Annotated in this window: 15 protein-coding genes; 10 read left to right on the forward strand and 5 right to left on the reverse strand. The window is 70.2% G+C overall.

The annotated features are described in order from the left end of the window. From WT53_RS08780 to WT53_RS08815, 8 genes are read left to right on the forward strand one after another with little or no spacing between them, the layout of a single operon-like run. Positions 1-1239 carry a citrate/2-methylcitrate synthase gene (locus tag WT53_RS08780; protein WP_060259260.1) on the forward strand — a complete coding sequence of 413 codons (1239 nt, stop codon included), beginning with the start codon at positions 1-3 and terminating at the stop codon, positions 1237-1239. Positions 1240-1267: 28 nt separating this feature from the next. Further along, a complete protein-coding gene (locus tag WT53_RS08785; protein ID WP_027786439.1) occupies positions 1268-1930 on the forward strand; it encodes a class I SAM-dependent methyltransferase in 663 nt (220 codons plus the stop codon). Between the two features lie 3 nt (positions 1931-1933). Next, a complete protein-coding gene (locus tag WT53_RS08790; RefSeq protein ID WP_060259263.1) occupies positions 1934-3007 on the forward strand; it encodes a TauD/TfdA family dioxygenase in 1074 nt (357 codons plus the stop codon). 11 nt (positions 3008-3018) lie between these two features. Next, positions 3019-4032, forward strand: coding sequence for an ATP-binding cassette domain-containing protein (locus WT53_RS08795; protein ID WP_060259412.1), 1014 nt, complete (start codon positions 3019-3021; stop codon positions 4030-4032). Then, positions 4025-5104, forward strand: coding sequence for an ABC transporter permease (locus tag WT53_RS08800; RefSeq protein ID WP_059781843.1), 1080 nt, complete (start codon positions 4025-4027; stop codon positions 5102-5104). Before WT53_RS08795 ends, WT53_RS08800 begins: the two co-directional genes overlap by 8 nt. 37 nt (positions 5105-5141) lie before the next feature. After that, positions 5142-5684, forward strand: a complete 543-nt coding sequence (locus WT53_RS08805; RefSeq protein ID WP_034208960.1) for a hypothetical protein — start codon at positions 5142-5144, stop codon at positions 5682-5684. A gap of 2 nt (positions 5685-5686) precedes the next feature. Beyond that, positions 5687-7105, forward strand: a complete 1419-nt coding sequence (locus WT53_RS08810) for an FAD-binding oxidoreductase (protein WP_060259266.1) — start codon at positions 5687-5689, stop codon at positions 7103-7105. 32 nt (positions 7106-7137) lie between these two features. Beyond that, positions 7138-7383 (forward strand): hypothetical protein, encoded by a 246-nt coding sequence (locus tag WT53_RS08815; RefSeq protein WP_059781848.1) that lies wholly within the window; start codon positions 7138-7140, stop codon positions 7381-7383. A 22-nt stretch (positions 7384-7405) separates the two neighbouring features. Here the strand turns inward: WT53_RS08815 and WT53_RS08820 are convergent, their stop codons facing one another. From WT53_RS08820 to WT53_RS08835, 4 genes are all read right to left on the reverse strand, one after another. Continuing rightward, the gene (locus WT53_RS08820; protein ID WP_060259270.1) at positions 7406-8497 is read right to left on the reverse strand and encodes a beta-propeller fold lactonase family protein; all 1092 of its coding nucleotides are present in this window, start codon (positions 8495-8497) and stop codon (positions 7406-7408) included. Between the two features lie 94 nt (positions 8498-8591). Next, positions 8592-9944, reverse strand: coding sequence for a TRAP transporter large permease (locus WT53_RS08825; RefSeq protein WP_060259272.1), 1353 nt, complete (start codon positions 9942-9944; stop codon positions 8592-8594). 4 nt (positions 9945-9948) lie between these two features. Beyond that, positions 9949-10521 carry a TRAP transporter small permease gene (locus WT53_RS08830; RefSeq protein ID WP_059781852.1) on the reverse strand — a complete coding sequence of 191 codons (573 nt, stop codon included), beginning with the start codon at positions 10519-10521 and terminating at the stop codon, positions 9949-9951. Then, complete coding sequence (locus tag WT53_RS08835; RefSeq protein ID WP_034208954.1) at positions 10518-11504, reverse strand: TRAP transporter substrate-binding protein; 987 nt, start codon at positions 11502-11504, stop codon at positions 10518-10520. Before WT53_RS08835 ends, WT53_RS08830 begins: the two co-directional genes overlap by 4 nt. Before the next feature lie 599 nt (positions 11505-12103). On the opposite strand from WT53_RS08835, the gene WT53_RS08840 reads away from it, so the two are divergent. After that, positions 12104-14269: a glycoside hydrolase family 28 protein gene (locus WT53_RS08840; RefSeq protein WP_060259279.1), complete on the forward strand. Its 2166-nt coding sequence runs from the start codon at positions 12104-12106 to the stop codon at positions 14267-14269. Positions 14270-14359: 90 nt separating this feature from the next. Continuing rightward, positions 14360-14554, forward strand: coding sequence for a hypothetical protein (locus WT53_RS08845; protein ID WP_034208952.1), 195 nt, complete (start codon positions 14360-14362; stop codon positions 14552-14554). Between the two features lie 35 nt (positions 14555-14589). Here WT53_RS08845 and WT53_RS08850 read toward each other — a convergent pair whose 3' ends face one another. After that, a complete protein-coding gene (locus WT53_RS08850) occupies positions 14590-15675 on the reverse strand; it encodes a helix-turn-helix transcriptional regulator (RefSeq protein WP_257127821.1) in 1086 nt (361 codons plus the stop codon). Between the last annotated feature and the right edge of the window lie 45 nt (positions 15676-15720).

Raw genomic sequence — 15720 nt, forward strand, 5'->3', positions numbered from 1 at the left:
ATGGACACGACACTCGATTCCCGCACCTCCATCCCCGCGGCCGGCGATGCGCCGCGCAACCTGCTGGGCCGCCCGGCGACGCGCCATCGCGGCACCGACATCGACGGCGCGACGCTTGACCCCGAAGCGCTGCGCGTGCGCGACCTCGACCTGAACGCGCTGATCGGTGCGACGACGTTCGAAGGCGCGCTCGCGCATCTATGGTTCGACGTCGCGCCCGGCAGCGCCGCGCATCGTGCGCACGAGGCGACGCTCGGTGCGCGGCTCGCGGCGTTCGCCGACGCGCTGGCGCCGGGCTCGGTCGGCCAGTCGGTCGCCGCCGACCTCGGCGCGGCAGGCGTCGCGCCGGTGTTCGCGGCCGCGTCAGGCCTGCTGCGCGGCCTCGACGACGTGACCGGGCGCGTGCGCGGCCCGGCGCCGGACGATGCCGATCTCGACACGATGCTGCTGTGCGCGGCCGCCGCGCCGTTCCTGCTGCACGCGGCGATCGAGGGCCGGCCGTTCGCCGCCGGCACGGCCGGCCGCGCGTCGCTCGACGCGGCCACGACGCAGGCGCAACGCATGCTCGTGCTGACCGGCGCGACGCGCGGCGATGCGCCGGCGCAAGCGGCCATGGACATGCTGCTCGTCGCCTGGCACGCCGGCTTCGGCTACATCACGCCGACCGTGCTCGCGCCGCGCGTCGCGATCGGCACCGGCGTCACGCTCGCGCAGGCGATCGCGTCCGGCTTCCTCGCCAGCGGGCCGTCGCACGTCGGCGCGGCGCTCGAAGCGATGCAGTGGCTCGCGGCGCTCGCACGCTCGGTGCCGGGCGGCGCCGGCGCGCCGCCGGCCGCGCTCGACGCGGCCGGTCGCGCGGCGATCGATGCGGCGCTCGACGCGAAACGCACGCTGTACGGCTTCGGCCATCCGCTGTTCGTCGCCGATCCGCGTCCGCCGCACCTGCGCGGCCGGTTCGCGGCATGCGGCTTCGACGGCGGCTACGTGACGCTGTTCGACGCGTGCTGCGCGCAGGCCGACGCGCGCCGCGCGCTGCGGCCGAACATCGATTTCCTGACCGCCGCGACGCTGCTCGAACTCGGCGTCGCCGCGCCGTCGTGGGGCGTCGGCGTCGGGCTCGGCGCGCGCATCGCGGCGATGGCCGCGCATGCGGTCGAACGGCGCCGCCGCCCCGCGTTCGGCGTCAACAGCGCGACCGCGCGACGGCTCCTGGCCGCCGTGCCGGTCGGCTGGCTGTGAACCCTCACCCTTTCGCACAAGGAACGTCATGCTGCTCAAGAACCTGCGCCCGGCGAACGACTACGATCGCTTCGCCACCGAAACGCTCGAACCCTGGGACCTGCTGTTCATCAGTCGCATCCGCCAGCTGGCGCGCGGGATGACGCCGGGCACGATCGCCGACATCGGCACGGCCACCGGCGTCGTGCCGGTGCGCCTGGCGACCGATCCGGCGATGCGCGGCTGGCGTTACGTCGGCATCGACCTCGATCCGGCGATGCTCGACGAAGGCCGCCCGCGCATCCGCGAACTCGGGCTCGACGACACGATCGAGATGCGCGTCGGCGACGCGCTCGCGCTGCCGTTCGACGACGGCACGCTGACGATGGCGGTCGGCCGCGCGACGCTGCATCACCTGCCCGACAAGGCGCTCAGCCTGACCGAGATGTATCGCGTGCTGGAGCCGGGCGGCATCGCGCTCGTGCACGACATGCGCCGCGACGCGCCGCAGCACCTGCTCGACCGCTTCACCGAGATGCGCGCGGCCGCCGACTATCCGCCGACCCACGTCGAGGAAAAAATCACGCTCGACGAAGCGCATGCGCTCGTCGCCGCGGCCGGCCTCGCGGCGGTGGCGTCGATCTACAGCCCGAGCGCGGGGCTCGGCGCGCTCGGCTTCGAAATCCTGCTGAAGAAACCGGCGCTGGCCTGAGCGATGACCGATCTCGCCTTCCTCGCCGCCCATGCCGCCGCACGGCTCGGCGCCGACGACGTGCATTGCGCGGCGGTCGCGCCCGGCGCGACGCTGCCGCTGTGCGTGACCCCGCGCAGCGCCGAACTCGCGACGTCGCCGGAGATGTTCGTCGCGTGGTACCGCTCGCGGCTCGACACGATCGACACGCTGCTCGACGCGTGCGGCGCGCTGCTGTGGCGCGGCTTCGCGGTGCCCGACACCGCCGCGTTCGGCCGCCTCGGCGCGCTCTATCCGGCGCACGCGAACGGCTATACGGCCGGCGCCGCCCCGCGCCGGCAGATCGACGGCCAGGTCTACGAGTCGACCCGCATGCCGCCGCCGTTCAGGATCGGGCTGCATCAGGAGATGGCTTACATGCCCGCGTTCCCGCGCCTCGTCGCGTTCTACTGCCGGCAGCCGGCCGACGCGGGCGGCGAGACGCCGATCTGCGACATGCGCCGCGTGACCGCGCGCGTGCCGGCCGCGCTGCGCGCGCGGTTCGCCGAACGCGGCGTGATGTATCTGCGCAATTTCGCGGCGCCGGGCGACCGCGCCGACGGCCTCGCCGCGAACCCGAACCTGCCGTTCGCCGCCTACCACCGGCCGTGGGACGACGCATTCGGCACGACGGATCGCGACGAGGTCGAGCGACTGTGCGCGCAACGCGGCGTCGGCTGCCGCTGGCTCGACGACGGCAGCGTGACCGTGTCGCACGTCGGCAGCGCGCTGCGCACGCATCCGCGCACCGGCGAGACGGTGTGGTTCAACCAGGCGAGCGCGCAGCACCCGAATCCGCGTTCGATGGGCGAGCTCAGCTATCGCTACCTGCAGCGCATGTACGGCACACGCGCCGCGTTCCCGTACGAGATCCGCTACGGCGACGGCACGCCGATGCCGTTCGACGATCTGGTAGCGATCTACGACGCGCTCGACGTCGAGGAGCGGGCGTTCCCGTGGCAGGCCGGCGACGTGCTCGTCGTCGACAACATGCTGGTCGCGCACGGCCGCAACCCGTACCGCGGTGCGCGCGACACGCAGGTCATGCTGTTCGACTGAGGATGCCCACGATGAGCGTTTCGTTTCTTGCGTCCGTGCGCGCGATGTTCGGCGCGCCCGCCGCGTTCGACCGGCCGCAGCGCGCGGGCCTGCCGCCGCTGCCCGATGCGCATGCGCCGGGCGCGGCGCTCGGCGCGCGCGCGATCGACGTCGCGGCCGGCGATTTCCGCTTTACCGCGCGCCACGTGCGGTTCCGGCTCGGCGCGATCACCGCGATCGTCGGGCCGAACGGCTCGGGCAAGACCACGCTGCTCGAAACGCTGCTCGGCTTCCGGCGCGGCGGCAGCGACGTGCGCGTGCTCGACGTGCCGTCCGAGCGCTTCATGCGCGATTCGCGGTCGCTGCAGCGGATCGGCGCGCAATTGCAAAAGGTCGAGTATCCCGATCATCTGCGCGTCTCGGAGATCGTCTCGCTGCACCGCGCGATGTACGCGCACACCGATGCGGCGATCGCCGACGCGCTCGGCATCGCCGAACTGCTCGACAAGCCGTGCCGCGCGCTGTCGAAGGGGCAGCGCCAGCGCGTGGACCTGTACGTCGCGCTCGCGCACCGGCCCGAATTGGCCGTGCTCGACGAGCCGTTCACGGGCCTCGACCGCCGCTATGCGGGCGTCGTGATCGACCTGCTGCGCCATCGCGCGCGGGGCGCGAGCGTCGCGATGATCTGCCATTCCGAGGAAGAGCTGAGCGTGGTCGACGATCTCGTCTGGGTGCGCGACGGCGGCGTGCGCTACCAGGGCGACCGGGACACGCTGCGCGCCGAGCTCGTCGGCGACGCGCGCGCGGTCCTGCATTGCCGCGACGAAGCCGACGCGCGCGCGCTGCACGAGCGGCTCGCGGCGCTGCCCGGCGTGACCGGCGTGCGCGTGTCGGCCGCGCACGTGGTCGAGGCGTTCGGCGATGCGACGCTGCATCCGAACGTGCACCGGATCGTCGGCGAACGCGGCATCCAGCATCTCGCGCTCGCGCCGAGCACGCTGGGCGACCTGCTGCGCCTGTGCACCGAGGGCCCGACCCATGACTAAGGTGTTCCTGATTCTCGTGCGCAACGAGCTGCTCGGCTATCTGCGCAGCCGCTCGTCGTTGTTCTGGACGCTCGTGTTCCCGGTGTTCCTGCTGAGCGTGATGCTGTTCGCGTTCGGCGGCTCGGGCTCGCTCGGCACGGCCGACATCGCGTTCGACGCGCCCGGCGGCGCGACGCCGTACAGCCGCGCATGCGAAGCGCAGATCGTCGACAGCCTGTCGCACAGCGACACGGTGAAGGCGACCTTCGGCGGCCGCGGCGCGCCGGCCGATCGCGTGACCGTCGTGCTCGGCGCCGACGAACGCACGCCGGCGACGATCCGCTACGACTTCAACGGCCCGCTCGCGGTCAAGGCCGCGTCGCGCGTCGTCGAGATCGCGCTCGCGCGCTGCGCCGCGCAGCGGCTCGGGCTGCCGGCCGCGCAGGCACGCTTCGAGAATGCCGCGCCGGCGCGCCGGCCGTTCGACTACGGCGCGTTCTTCGCGACCGGCATCCTGGTCATGGCGTTCATGGCGATCGGCCTGAACTCGACGACCACCGCGATCGCCGCGCTGCGCGAGCGCAATACGTTCAAGCTGTACGTGTGCTTCCCGGTCTCCCGCGGCGTGTTCCTCGCCGCGCTGATCGTCGCGCGCATGGCGATGATGGCGCTGTCGGCGCTCGTGCTGCTGACGGTCGCACGCGTCGCGTTCGGGATCGCGCTGCCGATCGCGACGCCGGACGGGCTGCGCGCGTTGCCGATCGTGTTGCTCGGCGCGGCGATGGTGCTGAGCATCGGCGTGCTGCTGGCCAGCCGCACCCGGTCGCTCGCGGCGGCCGAACTCGCGTGCAACGTCACCTACTACCCGCTGCTGTTCTTCAGCGACCTGACGATCCCGATGCACGACGCACCCGCGTGGCTGAAAGCCGGGCTCGCGTTCCTGCCGACCAACCAGTTCGCCGTCGCGCTGCGCGGCGCGCTGGTCGACGGCGCGCCGTACGCGCAGCTCGCGCCGCAACTGCTCGGCATGACCGCGTGCACCGCGCTGTTCCTGTTCGCCGCCGCGCGACTGTTCCGCTGGCACGACGCCTGACGCGTCGCCACGCCGTTTCGACGAAGGAGAGACACCGATGAAATCGAACCATCCCATAACCGACTACCTGCTGCATGCGAGCAACTTCCTGCCGGCGATCGTGTTCCTGTTCTACGGCCGGCTCGGCCCGGAGCAGCCGGGCCTGCGCTGGACCCACGCGTTCCTGATCGGCGGCGTGCTCGCGCTCGTGCACGGCGCGTGGCTGATCCGCCGCGCGGAGCGCAACAGCATCGCGATCGGCGTCGACCTGTTCCTCGTGATCGGCGCGGTGCTCGCGCTCGTCTCGCCGACAGGTAGCCGTCTGTGGGGCGAGGAACTCGGGCCGGCCGCGATGCTCGTCTGCGTGCTGGTAGTCGGCATCGTCCATACCGCCTGGTCGGACGGCGGCTTCGTCGACGGCGCGTTCGTCGACCACGCGCGGGCGCGTTCGCTATCGCTCGTGCTGCTCGCCGTCACCGTCGTCGCGCTCGCGGTGTCGATCGCGATGCGCCACAGCCCGCTGTGGGGCGGCGTCGTGCCGCTGATCGCGCTGGTCGTCGTGCGCGGCCGGCTGCGCAAGCAGCTCGCGCGGGCAAGCTGACGATGAACGCGCTGCCCGCCCATGCGGCGCACGCCGCGCAGCGGCACGCGCTCGCCGCGGCGCTCGGCGACGGCTGGCTCGACGGCGCGGCGTGTGAGCCGTATGCGACCGACGTCGCGCGCTACGGCGGCGTGCCGCTCGGCGTCGCGCGGCCGGCCTCGACCGCCGACACGCGCGCGCTCGTGCGCGTCGCCGTCGCGCACCGGATCGCGCTCGTCGCCCAGGGCGCGCGCACCGGGCTCGTCGGCGCCGCCGTACCCGATCGCAGCGGCACGCAATGCGTGGTGTCGTTCGAGCGGATGCGCGCCGTGCGCGCGTTCGATCCGGCCAATCGCAGCATCACGGTCGAGGCCGGCGTGCGGCTGTCCGATCTCAATCGGGTGGCGGGCGAAGCCGGGCTCTGCTTGCCGATCGATCTCGGCAGCGATCCGGCGGCCGGCGGCCTCGTCGGCGCGAACGCGGGCGGCAGCCGCCTGATCAAGTACGGCGACGTGCGCCGTCACGTGCTCGGCGTCGAAGTCGTGCTCGCGGACGAAGCCGGCACCGTGATCGACGCGCTCGCGCCGCTGCGCAAGCGCAACGCCGGCTTCGACGTCGCGCAGTGCTTCATCGGCGCGAATGGCGCGAACGGGCTCGTGACGGCCGTGTCGTTCGCGCTCGCGCCGCTCGAACGGTCGTCGTGCGCGGCGTTCGTCGCGTTCGCGTCGTACGACGCGGCGCTCGCCGGCCTGCTCACGTTCGAGCGCGCATTCGGCGAGATGCTGTCGGCGTTCGAATTCATGTCGGCGGCGGCGATCGGTCGCGTCGCCGCCGTGTTTCCGGCGTTGCGGGTGCCGTTCGAGGCCGACGCCGCCGCATGCTACGCACTCGTCGAGATCGCGACCGGCATGCCCGGGCTCGATGCGTTGCTCGAGGAACGCGCGGTCGCGACGCTCGACGCGCTCGCGCAAGAACGCGCGGTGCTCGACGCGGCGTGCGCGCCGGCCGAACGGTTCTGGCGGATTCGCGATGCGCTGCCGGCCGCGGTCGCGCAGGACGGCATGCCGCTGTCGTTCGACGTGTCGTTCCCGCGCGGCGCGCTGGCCGGATTCGTCGCCGATGCCGAGCAATGGCTCGCGGCCGCGCATCCGTCGCTGCGCTGTCATGCGTTCGGCCATTTCGGCGACGGCGGCTGCCATCTCGTCGTGTCGATTCCGCATGCCGACGCGGCACGCTACGGGCCGCTGCAGCAGATGGCGCTGCGCGGCGCGCTGTACGACCGCGTCGCGCGCGCGGGCGGCTGTTTCAGCGCCGAGCATGGCGTCGGGCCCGTCAATATCGCGTACTACCGCAAGCACGTGCCGGCCGCGCAACGGCAGGTCGCCGCCGCGGTCCAGCACGCCGTCGACCCGCTGGGCCTGATCGGGCGGGTTCGCTACTGACGCGTCGCTGCGCGGCGCCACGGAGATTTCGCATGATGTTTCGACACTCGCCCGGCCCGCACGCCGCGGCCGAACCGGACACCGACGAGCGCTCGTCCTCCGGCATCCCGGGAACGTTGCCCGACTCGGGCGTCGTGGTGAACGTGCGCGGCGTCGCTCACGTGATCCGGTTGCCGCCGCGCGACCATGCGCGCCCGGCGCTGTGGCGCGCGCTGGCGGACTGGCGCGACGAACGGTCGGCCGACGGCGACGTCGAGCCGGCGCCGCGACGGGACTGACCGCCTGCGGTGCGGCCGGCCGTCAGTTCGTCCCGTCGTACGTGACGATCTCGACCCAGTTCGCGCCCTTGCCGACCGGATACTTGCCGATCGCGTCCAGGCGCCCGGTCCGGCCGTCGATCCGGTACACGGCCAGCGTCGGCGACAATTGCCCGGCCGCGAGCAGATACCGGCCCGACGGATCGATCGCAAAGCCGCGCGGCTGCTGCTCGGTCGCGAACGTGCCGATTCGCGCGAGCGTGCCTGACTTCGCGTCGACGCGATACGCGGCGAGCGTGCTCGACGTGCGCTCCGATGCGTACAGGAAGCGGCCGTCGGGCGTCAGATGCAGGTCGGCGCCCCATGGCTTGTCGCCGTGAAAATCGGGCGGCAGGATCGATACGGCCTGGATCGGCCGCGCATCGGCACCGCCGTGCGACAGCGCGATCGCGTGCAGCTTGCCGTCGAGCTCATCGACCAGGTACGCGAACCGCCCGTTCGGCGAAAACACGAAATGGCGCGGGCCCGACTTCTCCGGCAGCCGATACGCGGGCTCGCCCGTGTCGGTCAGCCTGCCGGTCGACGCATCGAACGGCAAGCGCAGCCACGCATCGGCGCCGAGCACCGACGCGAACGCATAGCGGCCGTCCGGCGACTGGCGGATCGCATGCGCCATCGGGCCGGTCTTCACCGTCTGCAGCACGTCGCCCGCGACGCCGTCCGCGCCGATCCGGTTCACCGCGAGCAGATTGCCGCCGTACGATGCCGAGAACAGGTAGCGGCCCGACGCATCGGTCGACACGTACGCCATGCTGTCCGCGAGCGGCGAGCGGCCCACCTCGAACAGCCGCCCGTCGACCGGATTGATCGCGAAGCTGACGACGCGATACGGCGTCGAGCGCAACGCCGCGTAGAGGCGACGATGATCGGGCGACAGCGCCATCGGCATCACCGCGCCGCCGACCGGCACGGTTTCGATCGCGGTCAGCGCACCGTTCGACGTGTCGACGCCGAACACCGAGATGTCGCGGCTGTCGCTGTTCGACACGTACGCATACGTCGCCGCGTGCGCGAGCGAAGCCGCCATCGTCAACGCGGCCGCCGCAACGGCGCGCCGCACGAGAGTCGTTTTCATGGAAGTGACGGGAAGTGAAGAAAGGAAGCCGCGCATGCGATCGCGGCGCCGGACCGCCTCGGTCGTCCGGCGCCGCGACGGGCGATGCACGCCGTCAGAACACCGCGTGCCCGCTGATCACGCTCGGCAGCCACGTCGAGAAGAATGGCAGGTACGTGACGATGTTGATCGCGCTGAAGATCGCCAGATAGTAGGGCCACGCCATCTTCGTGGTCTCGCCGATCGACACGTTGCCGATCGCGCAGCCGACGAACTGCACCGACCCGATCGGCGGGTGCACGAGACCGAGCGAGCAGTTCAGCAGCAGCATGATCCCGAACTGCACCGGCCCGACGCCGCACGCCATCGCGATCGGCAGGAACAGCGGCGTCGTGATCAGGATGTGCGCGGCCATGTCGACGAACGTGCCGAGAAACACCTGGATGATGTTGATGTACAGCAGCATCAGCCACGGCGCCGCGGTCGACTGCTTCAGCAACCCTTCGATCGCATCCGGAATCTCCAGGTACGACATCTGGAAGCGCAGCATGTTGGACACCGCGATCAGCAGCAGCACGACGCCCGTCGTGCGCGCCGCATGCGACAGCGCGCGGCGCAGCTTCTCGGCCGTGAGCGTCCGGTAGACCACCGCGGTCAGCACGAGCGAGTAGACCACGGCGATCGCGGCCGCTTCGGTCGCGGTGGCGATGCCCTTCGCGACGCACACGAGGATGATCGCGATCACCATCAACCCGGGCACCGCGCCGACGAAGCTGCGCAGCACCGCATACCAGCCGGGAAACCGCGGCAGCACGGACGAGCCGTCATCGCGGCGCGGATAACCGTGACGCACGGCCTGCCAGTATGCTGCGGCGAGCACGAAGCCCATCACCCACAACACCGGCAGGAGCCCCGAGAACAGCAAGTCGCCGATCGACACGCCGCTCACCGGCTGGCCGTGCAGCATCCCGGTGATGCCCTGCGCGGCGAACGCGTAGATGATCATGTTGGTCGACGTCGGCATCAGCGCGCCGGCGAGCGACGCATGCGTGGTCACGTTGACTGCGTACGCGGCGCTGTAGCCTTCGCGCTTCATCAGCGGAATCACCACGCCGCCCATCGCCGACGTATCGGCGGTCGGTGAGCCCGACACGCCGCCGAACAGCGTGCACGCGACGACGTTCGCCATCCCGAGGCCGCCGCGGAAGTGGCCGACGCTCGCCTGCGCGAAGCGCAGGATCCGGTCCGCGATGCCGCCGTGCAGCATCAGTTCGCCGGAGAAGATGAAGAACGGCACCGCGAGAAACGAGAACGCGTTCATCCCCGAAATCATCGCCTGCATCGCGGTCGCGATCGGCAGGCCTTCGACCATGTAGGTCAGCACGCACGCAACGCCGAGCGCGAACGACACGGGCACGCCGAGGACGAGAAATATCAGAAAACTGACGGACAGGATCGCGAGTTCCATGGCGTTATTGTCCCGACGAAGAACGACGAAGCGCGAGCAGGTGCTCGAGCGAGAAGAGGACGATCGCAACCGCCGCGGGCATCGCGATCAGGTAGCGCACGCCTTCGGGCAGCCCGATGATCGGAATGCGGTCGCCCATCGTCTCGGCGGCCATGCTGCCGCAGCCGATCATGATCATGATCGCGAACGCGATCAGGCTCAGGTGCTGGATCGCGACGACGACCGTGCGCGCCTTCGGCGACAGCCGGCGCACCAGCGAATCGAGGCCGATATGGCCGCCGTCGCGCACCTTCATCGCCGCGCCGAACATCGCGATCACGATCACGAGCAACAACGCGATCGGCTCGACGAAATCCGGCGCGTTGTCGAACGCGTAGCGCATCACGACCGCATAGAACACCAGCACCGTGAGCACCGCGAGGCACGCCGACGCGATCACGGCCAGCACGCGAAACAGCACGTCGTTCACGCAGCGCAACAGCGGCGCGGCGTGCGGTCGCGCCGGCGCCGCGCCGTCCGGGGCAGCGGCCGGCGAGCCCGCGGCTGCCGCGCCGTTCAGGGAAGTGCGACGCGTCACTTGGTGGCCTCGATCTCGTCGACGATCTGCTTCATCTGCGGGGTCTTTTCATACTTGGTCCACAGCGGCTGCATCGCCTTCACGAACGCCGCGCGATCGATCTGCGCGGCCGGCAGGATCTTCGCGCCGCCCTTCGTCACCATCTGCTGCGCGGAGGCTTCGCGCGCGGTCCACAGCTTCTGGTAGTACGGCACCGAATCGGCCGCCGCCTTCCTGATCGCCGCCTGCTCCTGCGGCGACAGCGTGTCCCAGATCTTCTTCGAGAACACCAGCACTTCCGGCGTCATCGCGTGCTGCGTCTCCGAGTAATCGGGCGCGACTTCGTAATGCTTGGTTTCCTCGTACGACGGCAGGTTGTTTTCCGCCGCGTCGACGAGCCCCGTCTTCAGGCCCGTGTACACCTCGGCGAACGGCATCGGCGTCGGCGTGCCGCCCATCGCCTTGATCTCGTCGACCATCAGGTCGGACGGTTGCACGCGCACCTTCAGCCCCTTCATGTCCGCCGGCGAGCGCACCGGGCGCTTCGCGTAGATCGAGCGCGCGCCGCTCTCGTAGAACGTCAGCGCGATCATCCCCTTCGCGGTGAACGCGTCGAGGATCTTCTGGCCGGCCGGGCCGTACATCGCCTTGCGGAAATGGTCGACGTCGCGGAACAGGAACGGGAACGACGGGATCAGCGATTCCGGCACGATCTCGTTGAACGATGCGCCGTTCACGCGCGCCATGTCGATCGCGCCGATCCGCACCTGGTCGACCGTGTCCTTCTCCGAGCCGAGCGCGCTGTTGCCGAACACCTTGATCGAATCCTTGCCGCCCGTCTGCTTCGACAGCTCGTCGCCCATGAACTTCACGGCCATGTTGGTCGGGAAGTTGTCGCCGTGCACGTCCGCCGAGCGGAACACGCGCGCCTGCGCGGACATCGCGAAGCCGGCCAGCAGTGCGACGGCCAGCGCGGTACGGGAGCCGGTGAATCGGTGCTTCATGGTGAGTCTCCTTGATGGTCGATCGTTGTTGTGCGGCGATCCGTCGGCCCGCGCGGGCGTCGCCGATGCGCTTCCTCGAACCGCAGAGTCATACGTCGTATGACGTGTTCAGCGAATGTACGTCGGTTAACCGTTTAACTCACTTGGTGCATACCCCTATAACCGCTGTCATCAAAGGATTTTGGCAGGAAACGGGGAATCGCATTCTCTGACTTCGCGCTTTTTCGCGAAACGTTTTCCGGAAACCGGCCGACAGGCGAATCGGACGCCGATGACGCGCTTTCCCGACATCCGACGGTCTTCTTTCGCTTCGCTTGCCATCGTTATAGGATGACTGATCACAACACAGTCACGCCGTCGCGATGCCACGAGCATGCGCCGGCCGCATTGCACGCGACGCATTCCGCACGACGCGATTCGCGCCCGTGGCGCCCGTGGCACCCGACCGACGACCCGCGCCGGCGGCCGCGACCGCCCGTTTCGATCTTGCCGGCAACGCGTCTATCGCCCGCCCGCTGGCGCCGCGGGACACGCGCCGCCGAACGCCCCGATACCAACCCGACATCGCGCAACCGATGCCTCTTCAGGAGATCTCCGTCATGACCTTTCCCGTTTCTCGGCCGCATGCCCGGCCGAACCGCCGCCCGCGCGCGCTCGGCCTGCTCGCCGCGCTGCTCGCCACCGCTGCGGCACTCACTGCCTGCGGCGGCGACGACACGCGTGCCGGCGGCGGCGCCGCGCCCACCGCGCCGCCCGCGACCAGCGTGTTCCAGGTCGGCACGACGACCGTCGACCCGAACCTGCCGCCCGAGCCGGCGCTGCCCGCCGATACGCAGGTATGCAGCACGCTCGAAGCCGCCAATACGCTCGTGAGCCGCCCCGACGGCTCGCTGCCGCCGGAGGCCGACCCGTCGACGGCCGGCGTCGGCAAGGCCGTGTCGACCGCGACGGCCAACCCCGACCAGGCGCGCATCCAGGCCGCGCTCGACGCCTGCGGCGCGGCCGTCGACGCCGAAGTCGGCGCGACGATCGCGGCGGCGGACGCCGCGGCCACCGCCGCGCAGAAGACGGCTGCCGCGCCGAACGCGAACATCGCCGGCGCGTCCGGTGAGGCGCTCGCGAAGCCGAAGTACCGCGCGAGCAAGTTCGCAGTGCGGCTCGTCGTCAATCGCGCGGGACCCGGCAACGGCTTCATCAGCGGGCCGCTGACGCTGCCGTCCGGCGTCACGCTGTGGATCGACAAGGGCGTCACGCTGTATGCGTCGCGCGACGTGAAGGCGTATTCGCCGAACGCCGCCGGCCCGTACTGCGGCAACACGGCCGTCAGCGCGACGAAAGCCGGCAGCTCGTCGAACTGCGCCGCGCTGATCACGGGCACCAACCTCGTCAACGCGGCGGTGGTCGGCGACGGCCGGATCGACGGCCGCGGCTACGCGGAGCTCGTGACGTCCGACGCGAAATACCCGCTGATGAAGGTCGACCTGACCTGCTCGAACACCTACGCGGCCTACAAGAGCGGCACCGTGGCGCCCGACGGCACCGCGTGCGACGACGGCGGCACCGTCGTCGATTCGAAATCGACGGTGCGCAACATGACGTGGTGGGATCTCGCGTATCTCGGCAACATGGTGCAGAACGGCACGACCGGCTTCGGCTCGCAGTCGAATTTCCGGCTGATGGTGTTCAACTACGCGAAGAACCTCACGCTGTACCGCATCACGCTGAACAACAGCCCGAACTTCCACGTGGTGCCGAGCGGCGTCGACGGGCTGACGATCTGGAACGTGAAGGTGCAGACGCCCACGCTCGCCGCGTTCGCGAACCCGGCCGGCAACGGCAACCCGCTGTACAACGGGCAGACGTTCAATGCGGACAACGTGAAGAACACCGACGCGTTCGACCCTGGCTCCGCGGCGAAGCCGACGTCGGTGGCGCTGTCGACCGGCAGCACGACGACGTCCGCCGCCGCGATCTCGTTCGACGGCTACCTGAAGAACTTCGTGTTCGCATACAACTACGTGAGCACCGGCGACGACGACATCGCGCTCAAGGGCAGCAACAACCCGGCGCCGGCCGGCTCGGGGCTGTTCGGCATCGACGGCAATCGCGACGTGCGCGCCGACCGCAAATGGGGCGTCGCGATCGCGCACAACCATATCTACTGGGGGCACGGCATCTCGATCGGCAGCGAAACCAACGGCGGCGTGACCAACGTTCAGGTGTACGACAATTCGTTTCGCGATTCGGAGGAAGGGCTGCGCATCAAGTCCGACTATGCGCGCGGCGGCGAAGTGAGCAACATCCACTACGCGAACATCTGCATCCGCGACGCGAAGAATGCGCTGCTTTTCACGCCGTACTACAGCACGAAGGCCGTGCCCGCGAGCGGCCCGCTGTATCCGAACTTCCACGACATCTCGCTTGCGAACGTCGTGATCGAGGGCGCGGCCGGCGTGAAGCTGCAGGGGTTCGAGGCGAACACCGGGGGCTATGGCGAACCGGCGTTTCCGCTCGCGATGTCGCTGACCGACGTGGTGGCCGATACGCCCGACGGCATCGCGACGATCGCGTCCGACGCGAACCTCACGCTGCGTAACGTGAATCTGCCGGTGTTCCCGTCGGCTGCGAACCGGGTGGTCGTCGACGGCGCCGCGGTCCATGCGATCGATCCGGCCAGCGTGCTCGACTGCAGCAAGGCGTTCATCGACTTCCCGGGCATCGACCAGTCGAACCCGTTCGGGTCGACGTGGGCGCCGGCGCTGTAACGCGTGGTCGTTCCGTCGCCGTCGCGCGTGCCGCCCGGCGGGCACGCGCGATGCTCGCCGCGACATCGTGCAACGAAAAAGGAGCCTGCGATGTCGACCACGAAGCCATCGGCGCCCCACGATCCGCCTACCTCGCCGAATGCCGGCGACGAAGGCCCGGCCGACGCGCCGGGCATCGGCGAGGACACCTGCCGCGTCTGCCGCGGCACCGGCCGCGTGGAGGGCCAGCCATGCACCGTCTGCGGCGGGACCGGCAAGATACTGCAGGGAATCGGCGGCGGCTAGGTAAAAACGCAGTCCCGGCGGCGCGCGTTGGCCGCTCAGGTCTGCATGACCAGCGACGTGAGCTGGGCTGCGCGCGCCACGTCCGTTTTCGTGTAGATCGACTTGATCTGCGCGCGCACCGTGCCGATCGATACGCCGCGCAGCGCCGCACATTCCTGCGGCGAGCGCCCGTCGCAGCACAGCAGCACCGCGAGCTCGGCTTCCGCCGACGACAGCCCGTAGAACACGCGCAGGCGCTGCGCACGCGCCGACGGCGAACGCAGGTCGGCGCCCGTCATCAGCACCGCGACGCCGGGCCGTTCGCGCGCGAGGCGCGACTGTTCGGGAACGGGAATCAGCGCAAGCGGCAGCGGCTCGCCGGTCGCACGACGCAGCAACAGCCCGCCGCGTGCGAATGCATGCCGCCATTGCGCGTCGTCGACGCAGCCTTCCGGCACGAAACGGCCGCTCACGATCCGCAGCGCCGGTTCGGCGGCGATCAGTCGATCGGCCGCGCGGTTCGTATAGCGCAGTTCGCGCTGCGCGCCGAGCAGGAACACCGGCACCGGCACCACGTCGAGCGCCGATTCCGCGGCGGCCACGCGCGCTTCGAGCTCGCCGATGCGCGCGTGGATGCGCAGCGCGCGGCTGATGTGCGCGCCCATGATTTCGATGGCACGACGCTGCTCATCGGCCAGCCCGTGCGATTCGGGGCCGCTCTGCACGCTGAGGAAAGCGCCCGCACCGTCGCCGCGATGGATGTACAGGCCCGAGATGCCGCCAAGCCCGAACGGCTGCATGAATTCCCGATAGAACACGCCATGTGTGCGCTGCCGCACCGACAGATGCTTGACGTCCTCGAACCAGCGCCCTGCCGGCCAGTCGGCAGCCACCGGCACGACCGGGTCGTACAGGTAGAACTCGGTGTTGTAGCGGTGGTGGCACGCGGCGACCCATGACGGATCGTCGCCGGCCGCCTGCTCGATCGCCGGCAGCCTTGCCGCATCGTCGAACGACAGCAGTGTGGCCATGCGTACGCCGACCGACCGACGCAGCCCGTCCAGCACCGTTTCCCATCGTTGGTCGCCCAGTGCCGCAGCGTAGACGTCATCGATCCATGCCGACGAAACCAATCCGTTCATCTGCATCTGGCCACCCCGCGCCGTGCGTTTTTGTCGAACGCCGTT

It is taken from the genome of Burkholderia sp. MSMB2157WGS, assembly GCF_001532755.1.
Classification (GTDB): Bacteria; Pseudomonadota; Gammaproteobacteria; order Burkholderiales; family Burkholderiaceae; genus Burkholderia.

Excerpts from the sequence above, each read along its gene's own strand:
- WT53_RS08810 (WP_060259266.1), top strand. The coding sequence starts at position 5,687 with ATGAACGCGCTGCCCGCCCATGCGGCGCACGCCGCGCAGCGGCACGCG.
- WT53_RS08850 (WP_257127821.1), bottom strand. The coding sequence starts at position 15,675 with ATGAACGGATTGGTTTCGTCGGCATGGATCGATGACGTCTACGCTGCG.
- WT53_RS08825 (WP_060259272.1), bottom strand. The coding sequence starts at position 9,944 with ATGGAACTCGCGATCCTGTCCGTCAGTTTTCTGATATTTCTCGTCCTC.
- WT53_RS08820 (WP_060259270.1), bottom strand. The coding sequence starts at position 8,497 with ATGAAAACGACTCTCGTGCGGCGCGCCGTTGCGGCGGCCGCGTTGACG.
- WT53_RS08815 (WP_059781848.1), top strand. The coding sequence starts at position 7,138 with ATGATGTTTCGACACTCGCCCGGCCCGCACGCCGCGGCCGAACCGGAC.
- WT53_RS08780 (WP_060259260.1), top strand. The coding sequence starts at position 1 with ATGGACACGACACTCGATTCCCGCACCTCCATCCCCGCGGCCGGCGAT.
- WT53_RS08845 (WP_034208952.1), top strand. The coding sequence starts at position 14,360 with ATGTCGACCACGAAGCCATCGGCGCCCCACGATCCGCCTACCTCGCCG.
- WT53_RS08790 (WP_060259263.1), top strand. The coding sequence starts at position 1,934 with ATGACCGATCTCGCCTTCCTCGCCGCCCATGCCGCCGCACGGCTCGGC.
- WT53_RS08785 (WP_027786439.1), top strand. The coding sequence starts at position 1,268 with ATGCTGCTCAAGAACCTGCGCCCGGCGAACGACTACGATCGCTTCGCC.
- WT53_RS08795 (WP_060259412.1), top strand. The coding sequence starts at position 3,019 with ATGAGCGTTTCGTTTCTTGCGTCCGTGCGCGCGATGTTCGGCGCGCCC.
- WT53_RS08800 (WP_059781843.1), top strand. The coding sequence starts at position 4,025 with ATGACTAAGGTGTTCCTGATTCTCGTGCGCAACGAGCTGCTCGGCTAT.
- WT53_RS08835 (WP_034208954.1), bottom strand. The coding sequence starts at position 11,504 with ATGAAGCACCGATTCACCGGCTCCCGTACCGCGCTGGCCGTCGCACTG.
- WT53_RS08840 (WP_060259279.1), top strand. The coding sequence starts at position 12,104 with ATGACCTTTCCCGTTTCTCGGCCGCATGCCCGGCCGAACCGCCGCCCG.
- WT53_RS08805 (WP_034208960.1), top strand. The coding sequence starts at position 5,142 with ATGAAATCGAACCATCCCATAACCGACTACCTGCTGCATGCGAGCAAC.